At 55.9% G+C, this 17880-nt stretch carries 17 protein-coding genes; 8 read left to right on the forward strand and 9 right to left on the reverse strand.

The features are described from left to right. The first annotated feature begins 58 nt into the window (after positions 1 to 58). The 8 genes from CTR2_RS13135 to CTR2_RS13170 all read left to right on the forward strand — a co-directional run bounded on the left by CTR2_RS13135 (position 59) and on the right by CTR2_RS13170 (position 9227). The gene (locus tag CTR2_RS13135) at positions 59 to 697 is read left to right on the forward strand and encodes a TcpQ domain-containing protein (RefSeq protein ID WP_254913353.1); all 639 of its coding nucleotides are present in this window, start codon (positions 59 to 61) and stop codon (positions 695 to 697) included. After that, positions 694 to 2484, forward strand: coding sequence for a hypothetical protein (locus CTR2_RS13140; protein WP_087083473.1), 1791 nt, complete (start codon positions 694 to 696; stop codon positions 2482 to 2484). Before CTR2_RS13135 ends, CTR2_RS13140 begins: the two co-directional genes overlap by 4 nt. A 7-nt stretch (positions 2485 to 2491) precedes the next feature. Then, positions 2492 to 3835, forward strand: a complete 1344-nt coding sequence (pilO2, locus tag CTR2_RS13145; RefSeq protein ID WP_087083471.1) for a type 4b pilus protein PilO2 — start codon at positions 2492 to 2494, stop codon at positions 3833 to 3835. Between the two features lie 118 nt (positions 3836 to 3953). Next, positions 3954 to 4274, forward strand: a complete 321-nt coding sequence (locus tag CTR2_RS13150) for a hypothetical protein (RefSeq protein WP_254913352.1) — start codon at positions 3954 to 3956, stop codon at positions 4272 to 4274. Between the two features lie 10 nt (positions 4275 to 4284). Further along, the gene (locus tag CTR2_RS13155; protein ID WP_087083467.1) at positions 4285 to 6075 is read left to right on the forward strand and encodes an ATPase, T2SS/T4P/T4SS family; all 1791 of its coding nucleotides are present in this window, start codon (positions 4285 to 4287) and stop codon (positions 6073 to 6075) included. Continuing rightward, the gene (locus CTR2_RS13160; protein ID WP_087083465.1) at positions 6075 to 7199 is read left to right on the forward strand and encodes a general secretion pathway protein; all 1125 of its coding nucleotides are present in this window, start codon (positions 6075 to 6077) and stop codon (positions 7197 to 7199) included. The genes CTR2_RS13155 and CTR2_RS13160 overlap by 1 nt, the downstream gene beginning before the upstream one ends. Continuing rightward, a complete protein-coding gene (locus tag CTR2_RS13165; protein ID WP_254913351.1) occupies positions 7174 to 7818 on the forward strand; it encodes a prepilin-type N-terminal cleavage/methylation domain-containing protein in 645 nt (214 codons plus the stop codon). The genes CTR2_RS13160 and CTR2_RS13165 overlap by 26 nt, the downstream gene beginning before the upstream one ends. 44 nt (positions 7819 to 7862) lie before the next feature. Further along, on the forward strand, positions 7863 to 9227 hold the full coding sequence (locus CTR2_RS13170) for a methylation (protein ID WP_087083463.1): 1365 nt from the start codon (positions 7863 to 7865) through the stop codon (positions 9225 to 9227). A 472-nt stretch (positions 9228 to 9699) separates the two neighbouring features. On the opposite strand, the gene CTR2_RS13175 is transcribed toward CTR2_RS13170, so the two are convergent. The 9 genes from CTR2_RS13175 to CTR2_RS13215 form a co-directional block, all read right to left on the reverse strand. After that, positions 9700 to 10746 (reverse strand): CAP domain-containing protein, encoded by a 1047-nt coding sequence (locus tag CTR2_RS13175; RefSeq protein WP_140401037.1) that lies wholly within the window; start codon positions 10744 to 10746, stop codon positions 9700 to 9702. 300 nt (positions 10747 to 11046) lie between these two features. Then, positions 11047 to 13440 carry a DEAD/DEAH box helicase family protein gene (locus tag CTR2_RS13180; protein ID WP_087083461.1) on the reverse strand — a complete coding sequence of 798 codons (2394 nt, stop codon included), beginning with the start codon at positions 13438 to 13440 and terminating at the stop codon, positions 11047 to 11049. A 102-nt stretch (positions 13441 to 13542) separates the two neighbouring features. Beyond that, on the reverse strand, positions 13543 to 14139 hold the full coding sequence (locus tag CTR2_RS13185; protein WP_087083459.1) for a hypothetical protein: 597 nt from the start codon (positions 14137 to 14139) through the stop codon (positions 13543 to 13545). A gap of 60 nt (positions 14140 to 14199) precedes the next feature. Beyond that, positions 14200 to 14451, reverse strand: a complete 252-nt coding sequence (locus tag CTR2_RS13190; RefSeq protein ID WP_087083457.1) for a hypothetical protein — start codon at positions 14449 to 14451, stop codon at positions 14200 to 14202. Next, the gene (locus tag CTR2_RS13195; RefSeq protein ID WP_029158312.1) at positions 14444 to 14791 is read right to left on the reverse strand and encodes a hypothetical protein; all 348 of its coding nucleotides are present in this window, start codon (positions 14789 to 14791) and stop codon (positions 14444 to 14446) included. The genes CTR2_RS13190 and CTR2_RS13195 overlap by 8 nt, the downstream gene beginning before the upstream one ends. A 222-nt stretch (positions 14792 to 15013) precedes the next feature. Continuing rightward, on the reverse strand, positions 15014 to 15361 hold the full coding sequence (locus tag CTR2_RS13200) for a hypothetical protein (protein ID WP_254913350.1): 348 nt from the start codon (positions 15359 to 15361) through the stop codon (positions 15014 to 15016). Between the two features lie 360 nt (positions 15362 to 15721). Next, positions 15722 to 16048: a hypothetical protein gene (locus CTR2_RS13205; RefSeq protein WP_087083450.1), complete on the reverse strand. Its 327-nt coding sequence runs from the start codon at positions 16046 to 16048 to the stop codon at positions 15722 to 15724. A gap of 115 nt (positions 16049 to 16163) precedes the next feature. Beyond that, positions 16164 to 17282 carry a DUF6094 domain-containing protein gene (locus CTR2_RS13210; RefSeq protein ID WP_087083448.1) on the reverse strand — a complete coding sequence of 373 codons (1119 nt, stop codon included), beginning with the start codon at positions 17280 to 17282 and terminating at the stop codon, positions 16164 to 16166. Positions 17283 to 17368: 86 nt separating this feature from the next. Next, positions 17369 to 17836, reverse strand: coding sequence for a hypothetical protein (locus CTR2_RS13215; RefSeq protein WP_254913349.1), 468 nt, complete (start codon positions 17834 to 17836; stop codon positions 17369 to 17371). Between the last annotated feature and the right edge of the window lie 44 nt (positions 17837 to 17880).

A 17880-nucleotide genomic window follows, 5' to 3' on the forward strand; every position in this document is an offset into this window, starting at 1 on the left:
CCTGCAATCAGAAATCGAAGTCACATGGCAGGACAAGGCGCAAGGCCTGGCTCAACTCTTGGCAGATCGACTGGGCGTTCCCTTCACCAGCCCAGTGCCACTGGACACTCAGGTGTCCGTCAAACAGGCAGGGGGCTCCACGGTCGCCACGCTGATCTCGACGGTCAACAGCCAACTCCCCCCTGGGATCAAGCTTCAGCTCACGGAGACTGCTGCCGGCACCAAGCTGGAAGCAGTAGCCGCGAGCGCGCCGACTACAGCGGTGGCCACTGCAGTGGTACAGGGAAGCGCACCATCGCGCACGCAGATTGAGGGACTGTTCACAACCAGCGCAGTTCCAGGCTCGGGCTCGTGGGTGGACCAGGCACGCCAACACTGGAAAGCCTCCTTCACTGAAGGCTCTGGACAGCCTGCACGTCGCTGGGAGCTCAAGCTCCAGGACGTAACGCTGAACAAGGCCTTCACACGCTGGGCCGCAGAAGCAGGTTATCGGGTGCGCTGGGATGCGCGCAAGCATGTCGTGATCGGAAGCCCCGAGACCTACGAAATGCCATTCGAGCAGGCCGTGACCGCCGCTCTGTCGTCACCAGGCATTCAAGCGAGCGAATACCCGCTCGATGTCTGCTTCTACCCAAATAACCCGCCCTTGGCCCGTATCACCCGCCGTGGCGAGCAAGACAAGGAATGCACCCAATGATTCTGGCCAACCTAAAGCACAGCGTCGTACCCACGGCCCTCGTTTCTGCTCTGCTGCTCGCAGGATGTGTTTCGCCCGCAGTCACCCAGCAAGTTCGTGGCCACATTGACAGCTCCATGGCGGCCGCAGGTGTCATGAATCGGAGTCTGCGCGTCGAAGAGTCCACACAGGGCCACAAGGCTGCCACAAATGCAGCGGCCGCCCGTCAGCTCTCGCCCATCGTTGCTCGCCGTGCTTCGCGTCCATGGATCGGCTCCGAGATGATCGAGATCAGTTCCGAAGACTCCCTTCCCGCCATCTTCGATGAAACCTTCAAGCTCATCAGCTTTGAAGACAAAAGCACTGGCGGCAAGGTCAGCATCGCAGTTTGGGCCGAACGCATGTCCCGCATCACGGGTGTTCCGTTTCGCATCAAGCAGGACGTATACAGCCCGGCGTCATCGGCAGTCGCCTCTAGCCCAAGCACCGCCCAGCCTGCCAAACCCGCGACAGCCACAGTTGCAGGAATGAGCATGCCAGCACCTCTGGCAGCTGCAGGCCAGGCGAGCGTCGAGGTCATTCGCCCTGGTCCAAACCTCATGCTCGACACGGTTGAGATGGACTGGAAGAACAACACGCCGCGCGGCATCACCGAGTTCGTGACAGCCAGGCTGGGACTGTCGTATGCGTATCGCGATGGCGTGATCATCATCGAGCGCTACGTCACCGAAACCTTTGAGATCGCAGCTCTTGAAGGAAGCAAGGACTTTGCTATGAATTTGCAAGGCGGCTCAACATCGGGTGCAAGCAGCACCACCGGCGCCACCGGCAATTCCCAGTCCAATTTCCGCATCGACGAAGCTGGATCACTGGACATCTTCAATTCATTCATGAATAGCCTGCAGCAGATGGTGGCTGCAGTCCCCGGATCATCCATCGCCGTCAACCAGGGTACCGGTAGATTTGCCGTGACCACGACCAAGGAGGCCATGCAGCGCATTCGCCAAGTGGTCAAGTCCGAGAACGAGTCACTGAAACGCCAGGTCCGCATTCAGATGGACATCTACTCCATCACGACGAAAGACGGCGACGAGAAAGGCGTGAACTGGGGCGTGGTGCTCAATTCGCTGACCTCCAAATGGGGCGCCACCATTGATTCGCCCACTTCGCTGGTGGGCGACACGGCTGGCCAATTCGGGATGACGATCCTCTCTTTGGCAAATGGAGGCAACCCGAACAGCGGCACGGTAGCACGCTGGGGAGGCTCACAGGCGGCCATTCAGGCGCTGAACGAGTATGGCACCAACATCCAGCATCGCCCCATTGAAATGCAGGCGATGAACCGCCAATGGGCTCGAAAGACCAACCTCAACGACCGTTCATACGTGTCTGAGACGCTGCCGTCGACCTCCACTGCAGCCGGCTCAGGGTCAGTGGGCATGAAGACTGCCAATGTCACTACGGGCGATCGCTTCATGATCCAACCCGCGATCTTGGACGACGGCTCAGTGCAGTTGAGATTCGGCATCAGCATGACCAACCTGGTGGCGATGACTGAGACGACCTCGGGCCAGGGAACTTCGATCTCAAGGGTCCAAAACCCAGAAAGGTCAGGCATCGACGATCAATCGACGGTCATGCTCAAAGCTGGCCAAGTCATGGTCCTCACCGGCATGGCCCGCTACAAGGCCAAAGACAACCGCCGCCGTCTGGCTGAAGGTTGGAGTTTGCTCGCTGGTGGTTCTGACGCGCAAAGCCTGGAACGTGAGGAATTCCTCGTTGTGGTTCGTCCTGTGCTCATGAACTGAGGCCACCATGAGCGCATACCTCATCGAACGGCGCTATGTGATCGGCGTGACTTGGCAGCAGACCGTCCAAGCCGTGAATCTCAAGAAGCACGCACAACAACTTGCTCGCAAGGCGAAGGCAGACTACTACTGCACGGTCGCACCAGCCACCGTAGGCACCGCGAAACTCAAAGTCTCCAACCAGGGGGAAAAGCTTATCGCCTTGGCTGCCGGCGTGGCCGCCTTCGCCAATGGCCATGTGTTTGCAGCCATCAGGCTCCCGCAAGGGATCTGGATCTGCGCCGCAATCGACGGAGCACCAGCGACTGGCTTCGATGCGCTTGTGACGGACGAAGAAGCGGCTCGCGCGCGGCTGGCTGCATTTGAGCGCTTGGCCACCTCGTCCATCTCACTGTTCACGAGTGAGCCAGATTTACTTTACCCTGCCCCACAGGTTCAGCCCGTAACGCTGAGCCAGGTCATCAGCGCAGCAGCCAGTAATGAGGCCAGCGAGCCCTTGGCCAAGGTCGGCACCAGCATCCCTCCAGCTGTGCTCTACACCGTCGCCGGCGCGCTCCTTTTGCTCGGAGGCGTACGCGCTTGGGACTATTGGCAACTAGAGCAAAGACGGCAAGCAGAGCTCTTGGCCAACGCCAATGAGCTGGACCCCAAGACCGCATGGACTCAAGCCTTCCAAGCATATGCACAGGAGAAATCTTCCTACGGGCACGAAGCGCTACGTGCATTGCGCGAAGCCACCGAAAAACTACCCACCAGCATCGCCGGGTGGCGCCTAAAGGAGACGGACTGCAAGCCAGGCGCTGGCAGCACTTGGGGCTGCACGCTGAAATTCGAGCGCACCGCTGATGTGGGTCTCGACCCCACCAACGAGGACTTCGATCGTTTGCGCCCTCGCGAGTGGACGGTCCGCTATTCCACAGTGGATGAAATAGAGGCGGTGATGCAAGTTTCAGCCCCTGCACGTCGCCTCAACTTCGATGAGCTGACCCCGCTGGCCATCCAGCAAGTACGTGGACTCAGTTCCCTGCAACTGATCTTGCGCGCTTTCAGCGGAAAAACCATTGGGCCCTTCCAGCCGGAAGCCGTTCCAGCACCGCTCAACAAGGTCGGAGAGCCCGTGTCCATGCCTGCAGAGCTAGGGCTGGCCATCTACAAAGCTGCGTTGACCAACCTTAGCGGCCCCCTGCTCAGCGTGGACCTGCTGATCGCTCCAGAGGTGCCAGTGGCATGGACCTCTTTCAAGGTTGACTTTGCCCGACTGCCCAACGACTGGCAGGCCAACGGCGAAGCGTCTCTCAAGAAAAGCCTCATGACGGCCACATTGGCCGGAGAAATCTATGCAAAGAACTAAGCCCGCCGTTGCAGCCGCGCTGATTGGCTTCGCTATGCATGCTGCCGCACAGGATCTCGCTGCGGCCGCATCGCAGCCACAGCCAGGCTATGGCTTTGCTCCAACCGTGAAGAAGCTCATGCAACTCGAAGCCGATAAAGCCGTTGAGGCTGCGCTCGGCCAAACGGGCGGCTCCACTCCTTCAGCCGCGGCTCCACAAGCATCGGCACCAACGGTGCAGCCAGCCGTAGAAGTCCCGCCGGAGCCTCGCCCACTTCTTACCCTCAATGGCATCTACGGGCGCGGAGGCCGCTGGACGGCCGAGGTCGCTATCGACGGTCGAATCTACGCCTTTATGCCTGCAGAGACGAAGGCAGGCTACACAGCGAAGCGCATTGATGCGCGGTGCATCGAACTGCAGCACAGCAAGTTCCCGCAGAAGCTCTGCAGCGACCGCTGAGGAACCAAAGATGCAGTGGCCATTCTTCTCACGTCAACGCTCAACAGTCCCAGCTCCACCGACTGCGACCACTTTCGTCCTCAGTCAACGTGTCATAAAGACCGAGACCGAGCTGCTCAAGGAAGTGAGCTTCCATCGCCCGCTCGGGAAGGACAAGGACATCAACCTGGCGGGAAGTCTGGCCCAGCACATCTGTCCTCTCGAAACACGAAAAGACAGCAAACAGTTCATTCTGCTCGTGAGCAACCGCCACCGAAGCTCGCAGGAACTACGGGCTACGACCGAGCTCCTTCTGTCCAAAAACTACCGTCTCGCACCAGGCGCCAACGTCTATCTGGTCGAGAGTGAAACCATCATCCATGCCGTCTCGCGTGGCCACATCGACGGGACCCAGGGGGAGCGCCTTCGCAACATCTTGGGCGACAGGGCAAAAGCCGGCTACTACCAGTCGTTCGAGGAACTGGTGCGTTACGGCGTAACCAACCGCGCCTCTGACATTCACCTGAACATCTTCACTGCCCAAACACGCAGCGAGGTCCGGTTCACCATCGAGGGCAAGTACGTAGCCCCTCCACGCTTCCACTTGCCAACTGCAACGCTACTGTCCATCGCTGGAGTCGCGTACCAAACTGCCAAGGGCGTCAAAGACCCCGTTTTCAATGGCACTGTCGAATCCCAGTGCCGGATCTTCATCGATCTGGCCGAGCTTGGACAGTTCATGCTGCGCTGGGCGTCGATGGCCTGTGACGAAGGCCCGCAGATCACCATGCGGATCACGCCCATTAATGCCAAGAAAGAACCGCTGACGCTGGAACAACTTGGCTACCTCCCTACGCAGATCGCCATGCTGATGCGAGCCATGCGATCCGAGGGCGGTGCAATCATCCTCTCGGGGGTCGTTGACTCGGGCAAATCGACAACGATATCGACACTACTCAGTGGTGTTCCAAGCACGCGCAAAGTGATGACAGTGGAAGACCCGCGAGAAAACATCTTGCCTGGCAGTCACTTCCACCAGAACACAGTGAGTCGCGACCTTGAAAGCGATGAGGACCCTTTCAAGCCAAAGAAGAGAACATTAAAGCGAACCGCTCTTAACGATCTATTCATCGGCGAGATTCGTGACCAGCAAACCGCAGCACTGCTTCAAGATGCTATCGAATCGGGTACTAACTGCTACACGACTGTGCACGCTCGTAATTGCATGGGTATACCAGCACGCTTGATATCGCCAGGTATTGGCATTGACATCGATGTCGTTTCCACCCCAGGGAACCTCAAGCTACTGGGATATCAGGCGCTACTTCCGAAAAACTGCCCAGGCTGCAAGCTAAAGGCCACAAAGCTCCTCCGAGGTGAAGACGCAATGGAGTGGGAAGACTATTTCTCGCGCATCAAACGTCTCTACGACATCGATCCAGAAGGAATATATGTCAGAAACCCCGATGGATGCGATCAATGCCGGCGTGATGGATTACCTGAATTGAATGGATTACTTGGCCGCACCGTAGTCGCCGAGTTGGTCGAGCCGGACGACTATTTCCTGGAATGTATCCGCGACTCGAAAACAATTGAACTGAGCCGGTATCTGGCGTCATTGCGCACCTCGCGATATGACGATCCAGATATGACCGGAAAATCTGCAATGGACTGCGCCATATACAAAATGAGCAGAGGCGAAATAGACCCTAGAGAGATCGAGCCTCGATTTATGTCATTCGTCACAGTAGAAAGACGCCGCGAAATGGCTGCAGTTCACACAAAAAATATTCCATCCAACAAGAAGTTGCAGGCTGTGTGATGCGTTCCATACTTGAGTTTTTCTCGCCATTAAATCGCGCTGCACGTCAATTTAGAAGGCATCGTGCGGACTATTACGAGTATCTCGCAGACGTGCTTTCAGATTCCGATGGCCGAATCCTGATGCACGACATATTCGTGAAGGATGCTCAACGCTACGCGCCAAAGAACCGTTGGCAGAAGCTCCGCCCCCATCCGCGAGCAGTGCTTTCTGAATACTGGGCAGGCAAATTTTTGGACACAGGCACAGACATTGGCGCAACTTGGCGAGGCACGCTGCCCGATGCAGACATGCTGATTATTGCTTCAGCAGCTAACCACGGAGGCACTGGATCAGTACCAGATGCATTGAAAGAGGCTGCGCGCTTGGTGAGAGTGGTTGATGAGGCCCGCAGCCTGTTTCTCTCAATCATTGCTGTTGCAATATTCGCGATTATTGTTGTCCTTGCAACTCTCACAAGCGTACCTGCTTTTGTGTGGCCGCAAATTAAGGCGACCTTCGACTTTGTTCCTGAAACACTATATGGTCCGCATGCATTGGATCTGGATCATTTCTCCAAGGTCTTCGCCTCATACATCATTCCTCTAGCAATAGGAATACTAATACTTTGCATCGCATTTAGTTGGTCCTTGACACGCTGGAGCGGTCGTTCTCGTCAATGGGCGGAAAAGATAATTATTTATCGCGTCTACCGAAATTATCGCGGCGCGATGTTTCTTTCGACCCTATCTACTTTGGTGAAGCGCGGCTCAGGCCTAAATCTTCGAGAAGGCATTCAGGCAATTTCATTGCAGGCTGAGCCTTGGTTGCAATGGTATTGCCAACGCATTCAAGAAAACATTGAGCTCGGCTTTGTGGATGGTAGGCTATTCGATGTAGGCCTAATGGAGCCGGATGCGCTTTATTACTTGTTCGATATTTCTGAAGCAAAGTCTTTAGAAGCCGGCCTTCAATTAACAGGCCGCCGCACAGAGCGAGATATGGGCAAGAGCATTAAAAAGCGCGCATTCATCCTCCGATGGAGCATTCTATTTGTATCGTTAGCAATAGTCGGCTGGGTTGTTTTCAACACATTTTCTGCCATTCAGGAAATGACCGATGCCGCAAAAATGGTTTTCCTGTAAGTCTATTTCAACCCGCTTTATCAAGGAGCAACAAACTATGCAAAGCTTTATCAATCAATCTCGTCGCCTGCGCAAGTCGTTTCGACGCAAAGGAAAAGAAGATGGCTTCACGCTGATCGAATTGATGGTCGTTGCGGGCATTATCGTGATCCTCGCGGTGCTGGCATTTCCAGCGCTGCAAGGACTCTATCGAGAATACCGGGCGCCCTACTTTGCACGTGATCTAGCCAAGGCCGTGGCGTCGATCCAGGGTGCAGCAAACACCGTGGCCACCGCGACGCCGTATACGGGCGTGACAACGGCCACGCTGGCCAGCGCACTGAAAGACTCTGCTTTCAGCGTTTCCGGCGCTACTGCGACCCACTCCATACAAGCTACCGGATTGAACCCCCAGGCTATTGCCGTAACCGGCACGCCTGGCGCCAACCTGCTGGTCACGGTCTCAAAGGTTCACGAAAAGGCCTGCATGCCGATGATTACGCAGATGGTACGAGCTGCTGAAAGCATCAAGGTGGGAACGGTCGTCGTAAAGGCCGCTGGTGGCCAACCTGCTATCGCGACGCTGCAAAGCAGCTGCGCGGTGCCGGCGGGCGTCGACATTGAGTACACCTTCCAATAACTCCCCTGCACGCCGTGCCGCATCTGGCACGGCGAAAGGACACTATGCTGCGCAAGCGCCCTCATCGCAAACAACAGGCTGGCTTCCTCATGCTTGAGCTCGTCGCAGTGCTCGGCTTGACCGCCGTACTTGGCGTCTATGCATCCAAGGAGGCAATCGACAAGATCAACAGCGGCCGCGCAGAAGCCTCCGGCGTCTACCTTTCGACGCTCAAGGATGGACTGGACAAATTCCTGAACCTCAATGCCCAGGCCCTTGCCATGGGATCAGTTGTGGTCGGCTTCTCCGACCCCCTCGCCCCCACGGTCGACGAGTTGCGCACTGCCAAGTATTTGCCTGCCTCATTTCCTCTCATCGACCCCATGAGACGCAGGCAACTCATCACGGTGGATCGATCTGGCTGCCCAGGATCGACATGCTCGCTTACCGCGTATTCGTATAGCCACCTACCACTGACCGCCAGCTGCAACGGATATGCAACCGATGGAGCCTGCGCGACTGCAACGGGCTCCGTTTGGCATGTGCAAGCAGAAGAGATCAGATCCGCAAGCCAGGGGTATGGCACTACTGTGACCTTGCTTGCGCCCACTCGCCTGCGTGGTAGCAGCTGTGACTATCCGGCTCCAGGGGGCGCTGGCCCAGCCACTTATGGCGTCTGCACGACCAGGACTGCAGCGATCTATTCTCAATTTGTACGCATCCGTGACGACCGCGATCCCGATCTGCAAGGCGACCTGAGCGTAGTGGGGAAAGTGAAATCAGGTTCGCTCGCGTCTCAGTCGTTGTCAATCAGCAATGGACCAACCGAGACCACCAGTATCAACAGCAGCGGCGACCTGACTGTTAAGAATGGCTCTGGTGTCCCCACAGCCGGAATCTCGATGAGCGATGGATCTGGTCGAGCCTATGGCCAAGTCATCAAGCCAACTAGCATTCAAATCAAGGGCAACTGGTGCGGAGGCACACACCAGCAAGGCGATATCGCTCAGGACTCGAATGGCATGGGTTTGGTGATGTGTAACGGTAGTTATTGGATCGGAGTATCCCCGCAAAAAGATGCCGTTGCTGGAGGATGGTGTCCGAGTAACGAAGCCGTGGCTTGGAATAGCCAAGATGTCGCCCTTTACTGCTCAGGGAATCAATGGGTCACGCTTGCTGACCGATTTGGAAGAAAAATATTCTTTGACTCCTATTCGGCATGGAATGGAAGCTGGATCAGTAAGCCAGCTTGTACCTCTGGAACAAGAGGCGCAATGATTATTCTTACCCCTAAAAATCAAAGTACCGACTCATTCAAACTAAATCACTACGCAATGGACTATGGATGGGCATGGGCTGTATCTATTGTCGATAACAACGGAATTGCAGTATCAGGAGAAGCCATTGCACAGACCTACTGCGTATATTAAAGGTGATCTATGAAATTTAGAAAATATATAATTCTGTTCGCGTCTTTTGGAGCCTTTGGCTTGGCTATCGCGCAAAATTATGACTCGACTGGGTCAGCAAGATTATGGGCTCCAAATCCGCCACCTTACGTCCCTGAAAAAATAGTAGTGCCTGGATATGGTGCTTACGCTGAAGGATCTGTTGTTAGTACCTTTGAGGCATTTTACCAAGATGGACAATGTGGAAATCTATTCGAGCGAGGCGTCTGCACGGCTAAACAAGGAGCTCAAGGATACTTGAAAAAAACGTTTATTGGATCTGGTCCAAACGAGTTTAACGGCTGGCGGAAGTACCCAGAAGGACCGTCATGCCCCATGAATACAGAAGGTTATGCAATTACAACCCTCGGTGGGCATGGCGTCTGCAATTAAGTCCTCATAAATAGATCTGACAAAATCTCCCCCTTGTTGAAGGGGGAACTTTTCATCTAAACTAGCTCTGATTACCTGTTGTGAATCGGATTGCTTTTCTAAAGCTCTTGCCATCCGATGATCCGTCAACGGACACGTTGTAGGCAGTGTTCGGCTTTAACGGCTGATTGGGGATCACAAATGCTTGATCCAGTGTCAGCATCTTGTGCACATCATCTGACGCGTTAAAGATCTTAGTATCAACCAGAGCACCAGATGCTACATCTGTCATGCTTGCAGAAGTCACAGTGATCTCACCTCCATTGCCTGAGGTGAGGATGACAGGATGCCCCATCGGAGACACATTGAAGTCACGATTTGGGTAAGGGTTCGGTGCTTCTGACGTAAAGATTGGTGACAGGTCTGTGATTCCATCGCAAGGGAACGATCGAATCTCACCACCGCCATACACCGGGGAACTGGAGCCGGAAGGAGTACCAAAATTGACTACTGCTGCCGAATAGAAAACCGTTTTCCCTGGGATGGAGGTCAGATTGGAGGACATCGAATATCCCACACCCATTTCGTTCCATTCGCTAACCGCCCCTGCCAGATGATAGACGGTCGCAAACAGCCCTCGAATATAGGTTCGACCAGCCGGGTTAACCGGCGCCTCAATCCCTGAGTTACTCGTACCTGCAAACAAGGACCCACTGTCACCACCGCCGGCAATCTCACCCAAGACGCTCGGCTGGTATCCCGCAGCTTTCGCACGCGCCAAAAGATCAGACCCAGTGAATCCTGGGTTGGTACTAATTTGATTATGTCCCATCGTCTTATTTGCTTGCAAATAACCGGCGTGCCCCTGGGCAGAAATATCCAGCAAGGAGTTTTGCTTGATGGAACTGAAGCCGCATGTCGTGCGGTTCCTGTTGATAATGTCGAAGATTTGCGCACGATTCACATCCGAATAATTGCTGGAAGGAATCTCCGTTGGGTAGTTTGCTTTAGGAGTTTCCGGGATCGGCTTGGCTTCAGAAGGAGTGCTACCACTATCACCACCACCACCACCGCATGCAGCGAGTGCACAGGCAATTGCGACAAGGGAAAATGTGCTAGAAATCTTCATATGGAACCTCTGTTTCAAATATGGAAGCCGCACTCGATGTATCAAGTAATCGAGTGCTAAGAACTTATGGGAATCTTGGAAGAGATGCGACAGTCTGTATGGACTGTGCTTGGTAACGATATGGCGTTATTTCATTGGTACTCCGCGTGGGACATATCTTGTGGGCTTCTCACAAGGGGTGACGCGAAGATTTCCAACGAAGCCTTTTGTAACTGTGCGTGACAATTGTATGTTTGTCAAGTGACTCCAAAATAAAAAAAATGGCCACAAGCTGTGAAAACAGCTTGTGGTCAAAATGGGCTACATCGTCAAAAGGTCTCTCGCGAGAGCCATCTCAATGCTTTCGCCCTCGTTATCGTTGAGAACGTCCAGTCCACTTTCGGGCATATCGCCAGAGGTGGACTGCGATACTGCGATTTTCTTGGCCATGAGTCGCAGGCATTCCATTTGTGAAGTGCCGGCGTAGCCAAGGAAGATCACGCGAACATCGTGCTTCTGACCAATGCGCCAGGAGCGCCGGGCAGCCTGAAGCATCGTGTAGACGTTGAATCCCGATTGCATGAAAACAATCGTAGGAAACTCCAGCAGATCCAAGCCAGTCTTCACCAGCTCGGGGTTGGTGATAAGCACATCGATGCCCCGCTCTACCTGGTCGGCTACCCAGTCTTCACGCTTGGCCGCATCCACGCTGGCGCGCAGCACAGCTACCTTGAACCCCCTGGCTTCGAGCAGCATGCGCAACCGGGCCGTGGTGTCGCGGGTGCCTGAGTAGATTGAATAGACCAGAACCTTGCGGCCGAGGGCTTTCTCGTCCATGCAGAGCTGAATGAGTTTGGCCTCTTTCGGAGTGCATTCAACATCATCGAACAGAGCCGGCTGCATGTGCAGCAGCTCCTTGCTTCTAGGATGCCTCACCGTTTCCGAACGAAAGCAGCATTCTGGCCAAGCAAGCAGCACGTTCATGACCACCCCCAACAGCGTGCTGTCTTTCATGGCCAAGGCCAGCTTCAGGATCTGCACCAATTTCCTCGACATATCGGCGTATGCCTCAGCTTGGTCATCGCGCATTTGCACGTCAACAAAGGACTCGTCATAGGCCGGCAGCACCTTCTGCCCAATGTCCCGCAGCTTTAGGAATACCGTAATTGGCAGCACATAGCGCAAGATACCCACGGGGCCGAACCCTGGAGCCTTGCTTGTACGCACAGTCACGCCTTTGCCCTTGGCCGTGCGGTGGGAAGTCGTTGCGGTCTCTTTGTAGATGTCCTTGAGCACCCCATGCACGCGCATGAAACCCATGGTTGCGGCTGCCATGGAGCCGGTCTTGGATGGCTTGAAGCCGTCCTCGATCAGCACCTTGGGATTGACGCGCCAGAGCAGGTGGAAAAGATCATCCGCGTAGCCGCCCATAAGCGTGCCCGTCAGCAACAGCACCTTTTCGCACTGGCTGGCCAACACGCCCATTGCTTGGCCCTGGGCCGAGCCCTCGTTCTTGTACTCGTGTCCTTCATCGACCACCAGCAAACCAAAATAGTTGGTCGGCAGATAGCGCTTGATGAACTCGGTGGGCTGATATCCCCCCTGCCCGATTGAAAACTCGAACGTGGCCAGGCTGCGCTCCATGCGCTTCGCCTGCTTGTCGCTGAATACCAGCTCCCCGTTCTCGTCCATCAAGTTCAAGAACTCGTAGACGTTGTCCTCCAGCATCGCAGCTAGGGTGTTCTCCCCAAACTTGCCGAGCAGCCGTTTGGCAGAAACCGGGCCGATGGTTGGCATCTGCTGTAGTGCGTTCAGCACCAGGTCGGACATGGAGTCCATGGGCCGCCCATTGCGAATGAGCGTCCACAGCGTCGAGTTGCAGTGTTCGCACTTTCGCCGGCGGTCACTGAGGATCTGCTTGGCCAAGGGCACGGACATGGGCAAGGTCTCGTCGTCATTGCCCTTCGATTCGAGCGGCCGCATGCAGCAAGGGCAGCATGCAGCCACGAAACGCTGGCCGCCAACGAGGATGGTGCGCTCGATGAAGGCCGGACGCCAATGAAACCCCATACGCATCCGCACACGGCCAAGCACGAAGAACTCCGGCTGGCTTGTTGTAATGCCCAAGCGGGCACGCATCTGCAGTAACTTGCGCAGCGTGTCCGGGCCATTCAAGATCCAGACCCGAGCGCCGGGTACCGTGTCAAGAATCTCGCGCCGCCACTTGTAGACAAGGTGCGGAGGTGAGATCACAAGCGTGCGCGGATTGCGTCGCTGCAGCTGCTGCAGCAGCACCGACACGCAGATGGCCATCATGGTCTTGCCCGTGCCCATCTCCGCGTTCAGGACAGCAGCTGGCTCGCCTCGATCAGCCAGAAGCTTCACGATGGCCTGAACCGCTTCGGATTGCTCTTTGAATGGCTTGCGCTTTAGATGGTCTAGGATCTGCTGGCGGGCCTGCCAGGCCTCGGACAGCTGATCGCGCTGCGGTAGATAGACAGGCGGGTTCTGTGACCGAACCTGATCGAGCAGGCCTTGGCCAAACTCGCGGATGAAATCTCCAAGGGGCAGGGTTTCATCAATCACTTCGGCCAGAAAACCTGCGCCCTCGATCGCGCCGAGTTCGTCAGCGACTTCCTGTACCGCCGGGGCGGCCTCTGCCAAAGTAGTAGATGCCACTTCCGCAGCGGTCTCAGCAATTGCCAAATCGTTCATAGTTTGATCCAAAAAAAATAAGCGCACACCCCACAAAGGAGTGCGCGCTCAACGGTTAGATGAATGAGGGTAAGAAAGGCCTCTGGCGAGGCCTTGACGGAGTTAAGGAAGGAGAACGCGGTTGCGTACGCCCTCGCTCACATGCCGAATGAAGTGATCAGAAATACTCACACGCATTGCGCGAAGATTTCCGATCCGCGGATAGAGGCCCCCCCCGAGCTCGTGGACAGCGCCCTTCTCTCCACACCAGGCAATCAAGGGTGCTTGCCAGTGATCGAGCAGCGCAATGGGAGCCAAGGTTTTCACCAGGGCCCACACCTTCTCCTCGATGCCGGCGTCGACGTTGGACACGATCCAGCCAATGCGGTTGGGCTTGTCGATCTCCTGTAAGCGTTTGTCGTAGACGAACAGATGGTTCAAAGATCCAAAGAGGTTCTGACGCGGCAGACGGCCGGTGAACTTTCCCAGGCGCTCCGCAGATCCAACCTGGACATGGTTTCGCGTTCCTTCAGGGCTCACCAACGTGAAATCCGTGATTCCGTGCTCAGTCCTGCCCAGCTCCATAGCCGCGATGAACTGCATGGCAGAAGCATCGCGCCCATAGAACGAGAGAAACATGAGCTCGCCCTCATCGTTGCGCAGGCAAGCGTCGGCCCATAGATCCGCGAAACCCTCTATACGGTGAAGCGCTCTTTGCATGAAATGCTCCATTTATGGAGCAGCCCACAAGGGGCGTGCCCCATGTGGGTTGATGAAAGACTACGGATTCGGTATCCAGAGCCAGGCGGCGACGTAGGTACCGTCTTCCGCCGGCGCAACCAGCGGCAAGGGATCGATTACGCATTGGTCATCGGCGTGGATCTCCCTGGCACGGGCGATTGCATCGGCGCACTCAGCGCGATTCAGATCCTGGTTGTTGAGAAGCCTGCCTAGCTGTGTGACAGCACCGGCAAGGTCGCCCGACTCCCAGGAGTCAACGACATCCCGCGCTGTTTCCTCCAGCTCATGCATGGGCAGCCGCCTTTCGTTTTTCCAAAGCGTCGTAGTGCATCTCGACCTGCAGTTTGAGGTCCTCGATCTGCGTCAACGCTTGCGTATGCTGTTCGCGGACAACCTTCTCAGTCACACGCTTAGGCTTTGAAGCCACGAGCGTCTTGCTGAAATCGCCATCGCCGCCGAAGCCCATGACAAAGCGCTTGAAACCTCCCTCTACCAATGACACAGAGGCCGATGTGACGAGGGAGCTATTCAACTTACGTGTTGAGACGGTGAGCACACGCCGGTCGCCGAGATCAATCTCGGTGTTCCCACGGTGACCATCACGGATGTTGTTAGAAAAAGATGTATTCATGGATCGCTCCTGGTTGAAGTGGATAGAGCGAGCCCCTCCCCTGCGGGGAAGGCCCGCACGGGTGGTTGAAGAAATGCCAAGGTCTCTCGACCTGGTGCGCTTTCATGGCTCAGCGCGCCTTAAAACCGTTTCTGATAGGTCAAACGGTTTTCCGCAGCTCACCCTACAGGTGGGCTGGGGAAAACCGGCTGCAGCCGGTTCTCGTGGGTTTAATGGGGCGTTTTACGAACCGTCACTGGTGCATGGCTGGCTGGAGGAACCAAGCAGGCCAAGCGCCAGTGAGAGATCGAGTGCAACCAGATTGCGAAACGTCCGGTCCGATTCCGTCATGCGCTCCCCGAGGTGAAGCATGACGTTCTCAAGACTTGCAGATGCATCACACGCCTTGTTGAGCGCATCCAGGATCTGGGGGATCTTGGCGGGCAGCTCGGCGATTGCGGTGAGCATGGGCTCGTCTTGCATGGTCAGCCCCTGCAGATGGAGGCTGAGGATGTGTTCAAGCAGCTGGACGGTATTTATCGAGCTCACCATCAATATTCCGAAGGCAGCAAAATGGTGGTGACCGCCCAATCTGCATCCGTTATGACCCAGACCTTCTTATCTCCTATCAAGTAGGAAGACATGAGACGGCTTCTGTCCAATAGCGCCCGTTGATTCAATGACTTATCTGACTCGTCCAAGTCCCCCCAATCTCCGCACACATGCCTAGACAGCAGGTCGTATGGATTGAGAGAAAGACGACGAAGTAGATCGTCGGCTCCAACTGTGGCCACACAGCGGCCCAACTGAAAAAGTGGAATTGTTGCCGTAGTAGCTGCTTGTAAATGTGTTTGCATGGTGGATCTCGTTTGGTAAATCGGGTACCACCGGCCCTAGGGGGCTGGTGTCCCCAAGGGTTGAAAAGATGTGCGGCGTGAATTCGATATAGAACTACGCAGCGCGCGCTTCAGCGCGCCATTCGGATGGAAGCATCAGTTTTGTTACCGACCAGTCAGCGCTTGTCACGACCCATACATACTCGCTGTTGACGATGAATGCAGATAGTCGCTGGCCACGCGCTTCTTCCAAGTCGCGCGTAAGCATGACCAACTTGGTGTTGGCCAGCTCGCCTGGATCGCCACAGATGTGCCGCTGCAGCAGCTCGTGGGGATTGATGGTCCCCTGGCAAATTAGGTTGTCCAGACCCAGCGTTGCTACGCATCGGCCCGGTCGAAACAGCGGTGTGTCATAGCGCTGCGATGGTTGTGCTGGCTTCACAGCATTTCTCAAAGTCATCTCCAATCAAGTGAATGAACGAGGACGACCTTCCCTGGGAAAGTGTCCCCAGGGGGTTCTGGTGCGCTGGCCGAGGCCAGCAGTGGTTACAGAATGGCTATGCGATGTTGACGATGTGGCCCAGCCGGTGATCGGGGGTGAACTCAATGGCATTGATGACGGGGACGAATCGGTCCAACATCACCGTGGTCTGCGAGGCTTGACCCTTCTCGTCAAAGTCAACGGACACTTTGCGCTCCTTGCGTTTGTAGGTATCCCCCTTTATCAGGAGAGTTCTGCCGCCGGCGCCGTGGATCATTCCGACCACCTGGCCAGCCGCAAGTGCAAGCGCAAGGTGCCATGGAGTCAGATCGCGCAACGGCGGTCGACAAGCGCCGCCGACTTGGCTGAACTGAGAGGAAAGCCCACTCCACAGGAGACTGGATTCAAACTTGGCCAGCTCGTCGCCGAGCTGCTCGGCATCGATCTGCACAGCATGGAAGTCGAATTCCTGATCAGCCTGCAGGGCAGGAATGACATATGGCTCCAACTCCCAGGAGTCTGGAATGACAGGGGCGCCCTCCTCCGAGGCCTGGGCCTCTATCAGTGGCTGCAGGGCCGCTTTGGTGGCATGAGTTGCTCGGCATCGCTTGCCAATCACAATGCATTGTCGAAACTGCTGCACTGGTGCCATGAAAACCTGCAGATCCTCGAAGTTGCGCACCAGGTAGCTGCGTATCTCGTCGTCGAGCGCGTAGTGCGGAATGATGTAGACCAGCACACCGCCGTAGGCGAGGTAAGGCACGGTTTTACGCAGAAAGGTTCGCTCCAGGCGCTCGGCCTTGTCAGGCTCAGCCAACAGCGAACGCTGGGCTGACTGATCTGCAACGCCGAAGCCATATGGAGGATTTAGAAACAGCAGGCCCATGCTTCTCGGCTTGAGCACCACATCGTGCACGTCCGAATGAATCACACGGTCAAGGATTCGCTTCGCGTGGCGCGCTCTGTCGCGGTCGAGCTCAATGCCGAAGGCCTCGGCACCACCTGAGTGGCCACGATCGACGGTAAGAAGCTGCCGTACATCGGCGAGCGCGCTGCCCTCGCCGCAGCAAGGGTCAAACATGCGAATGCCACCCTTCTCGGGCATCTGCAGCAAGTTTGAGATCCGGCGTATGGACTCCTCGTCCGTGGGGTAGTAGCCGTTTTTGACATAGTTGTGCGCCAGGCGCGAAAACATTAGGGCCAAGGGCAGCTCCAGAAATAGAAAAGCCAGTCTCCTTATGGAGAACTGGCTTGGTTAAAGAGGTGGTACTTCAGTACCGCTTAGAACGGGATCTCGTCGGGATCAAGGCCCACGCCGGTAAGTTCTTGCACCCTTCCGTAGATGTCGAGGCGCGGCAATGCGCGTTTCAAAGCATCTCGATAGAGAGGGTTAGAACGTGCATGCACGGCGATAACGGCCGCAGCCGACTGCTGAGCAGGCAAGTCTTGAATGCGGCGAAAGGCCACGGTATCGGCAAGCGCCATCACTTCTTCTACGTCTGGCGACTGCAGCTCGTCAATCTCAGCACGCAGCTCTAGGCGACGCATGATATGAAAGAGCGCCTCATGATCGAACAGCGTCTGCACGGTCGAGAGCATGTTGCCCCCTTCGTGCATCCATATGCCATTGACACATCTGATCTGCTCCACGGTACGGTCCATGAGACGACACTGGAATGCGGTTGAGCTCAGCTCAGTTGCCTTCGCAATAGCGTCCTTCGCGATATAGAGCCGGTAGGTGACCTCCATACGCGTGTCGTAGACCTCATACCGATGTGCGGGCTCATTCTGAG

Origin of the sequence: Comamonas thiooxydans, assembly GCF_002157685.2 — a bacterium.
GTDB classification, from domain to species: domain Bacteria; phylum Pseudomonadota; class Gammaproteobacteria; order Burkholderiales; family Burkholderiaceae_C; genus Comamonas; species Comamonas testosteroni_H.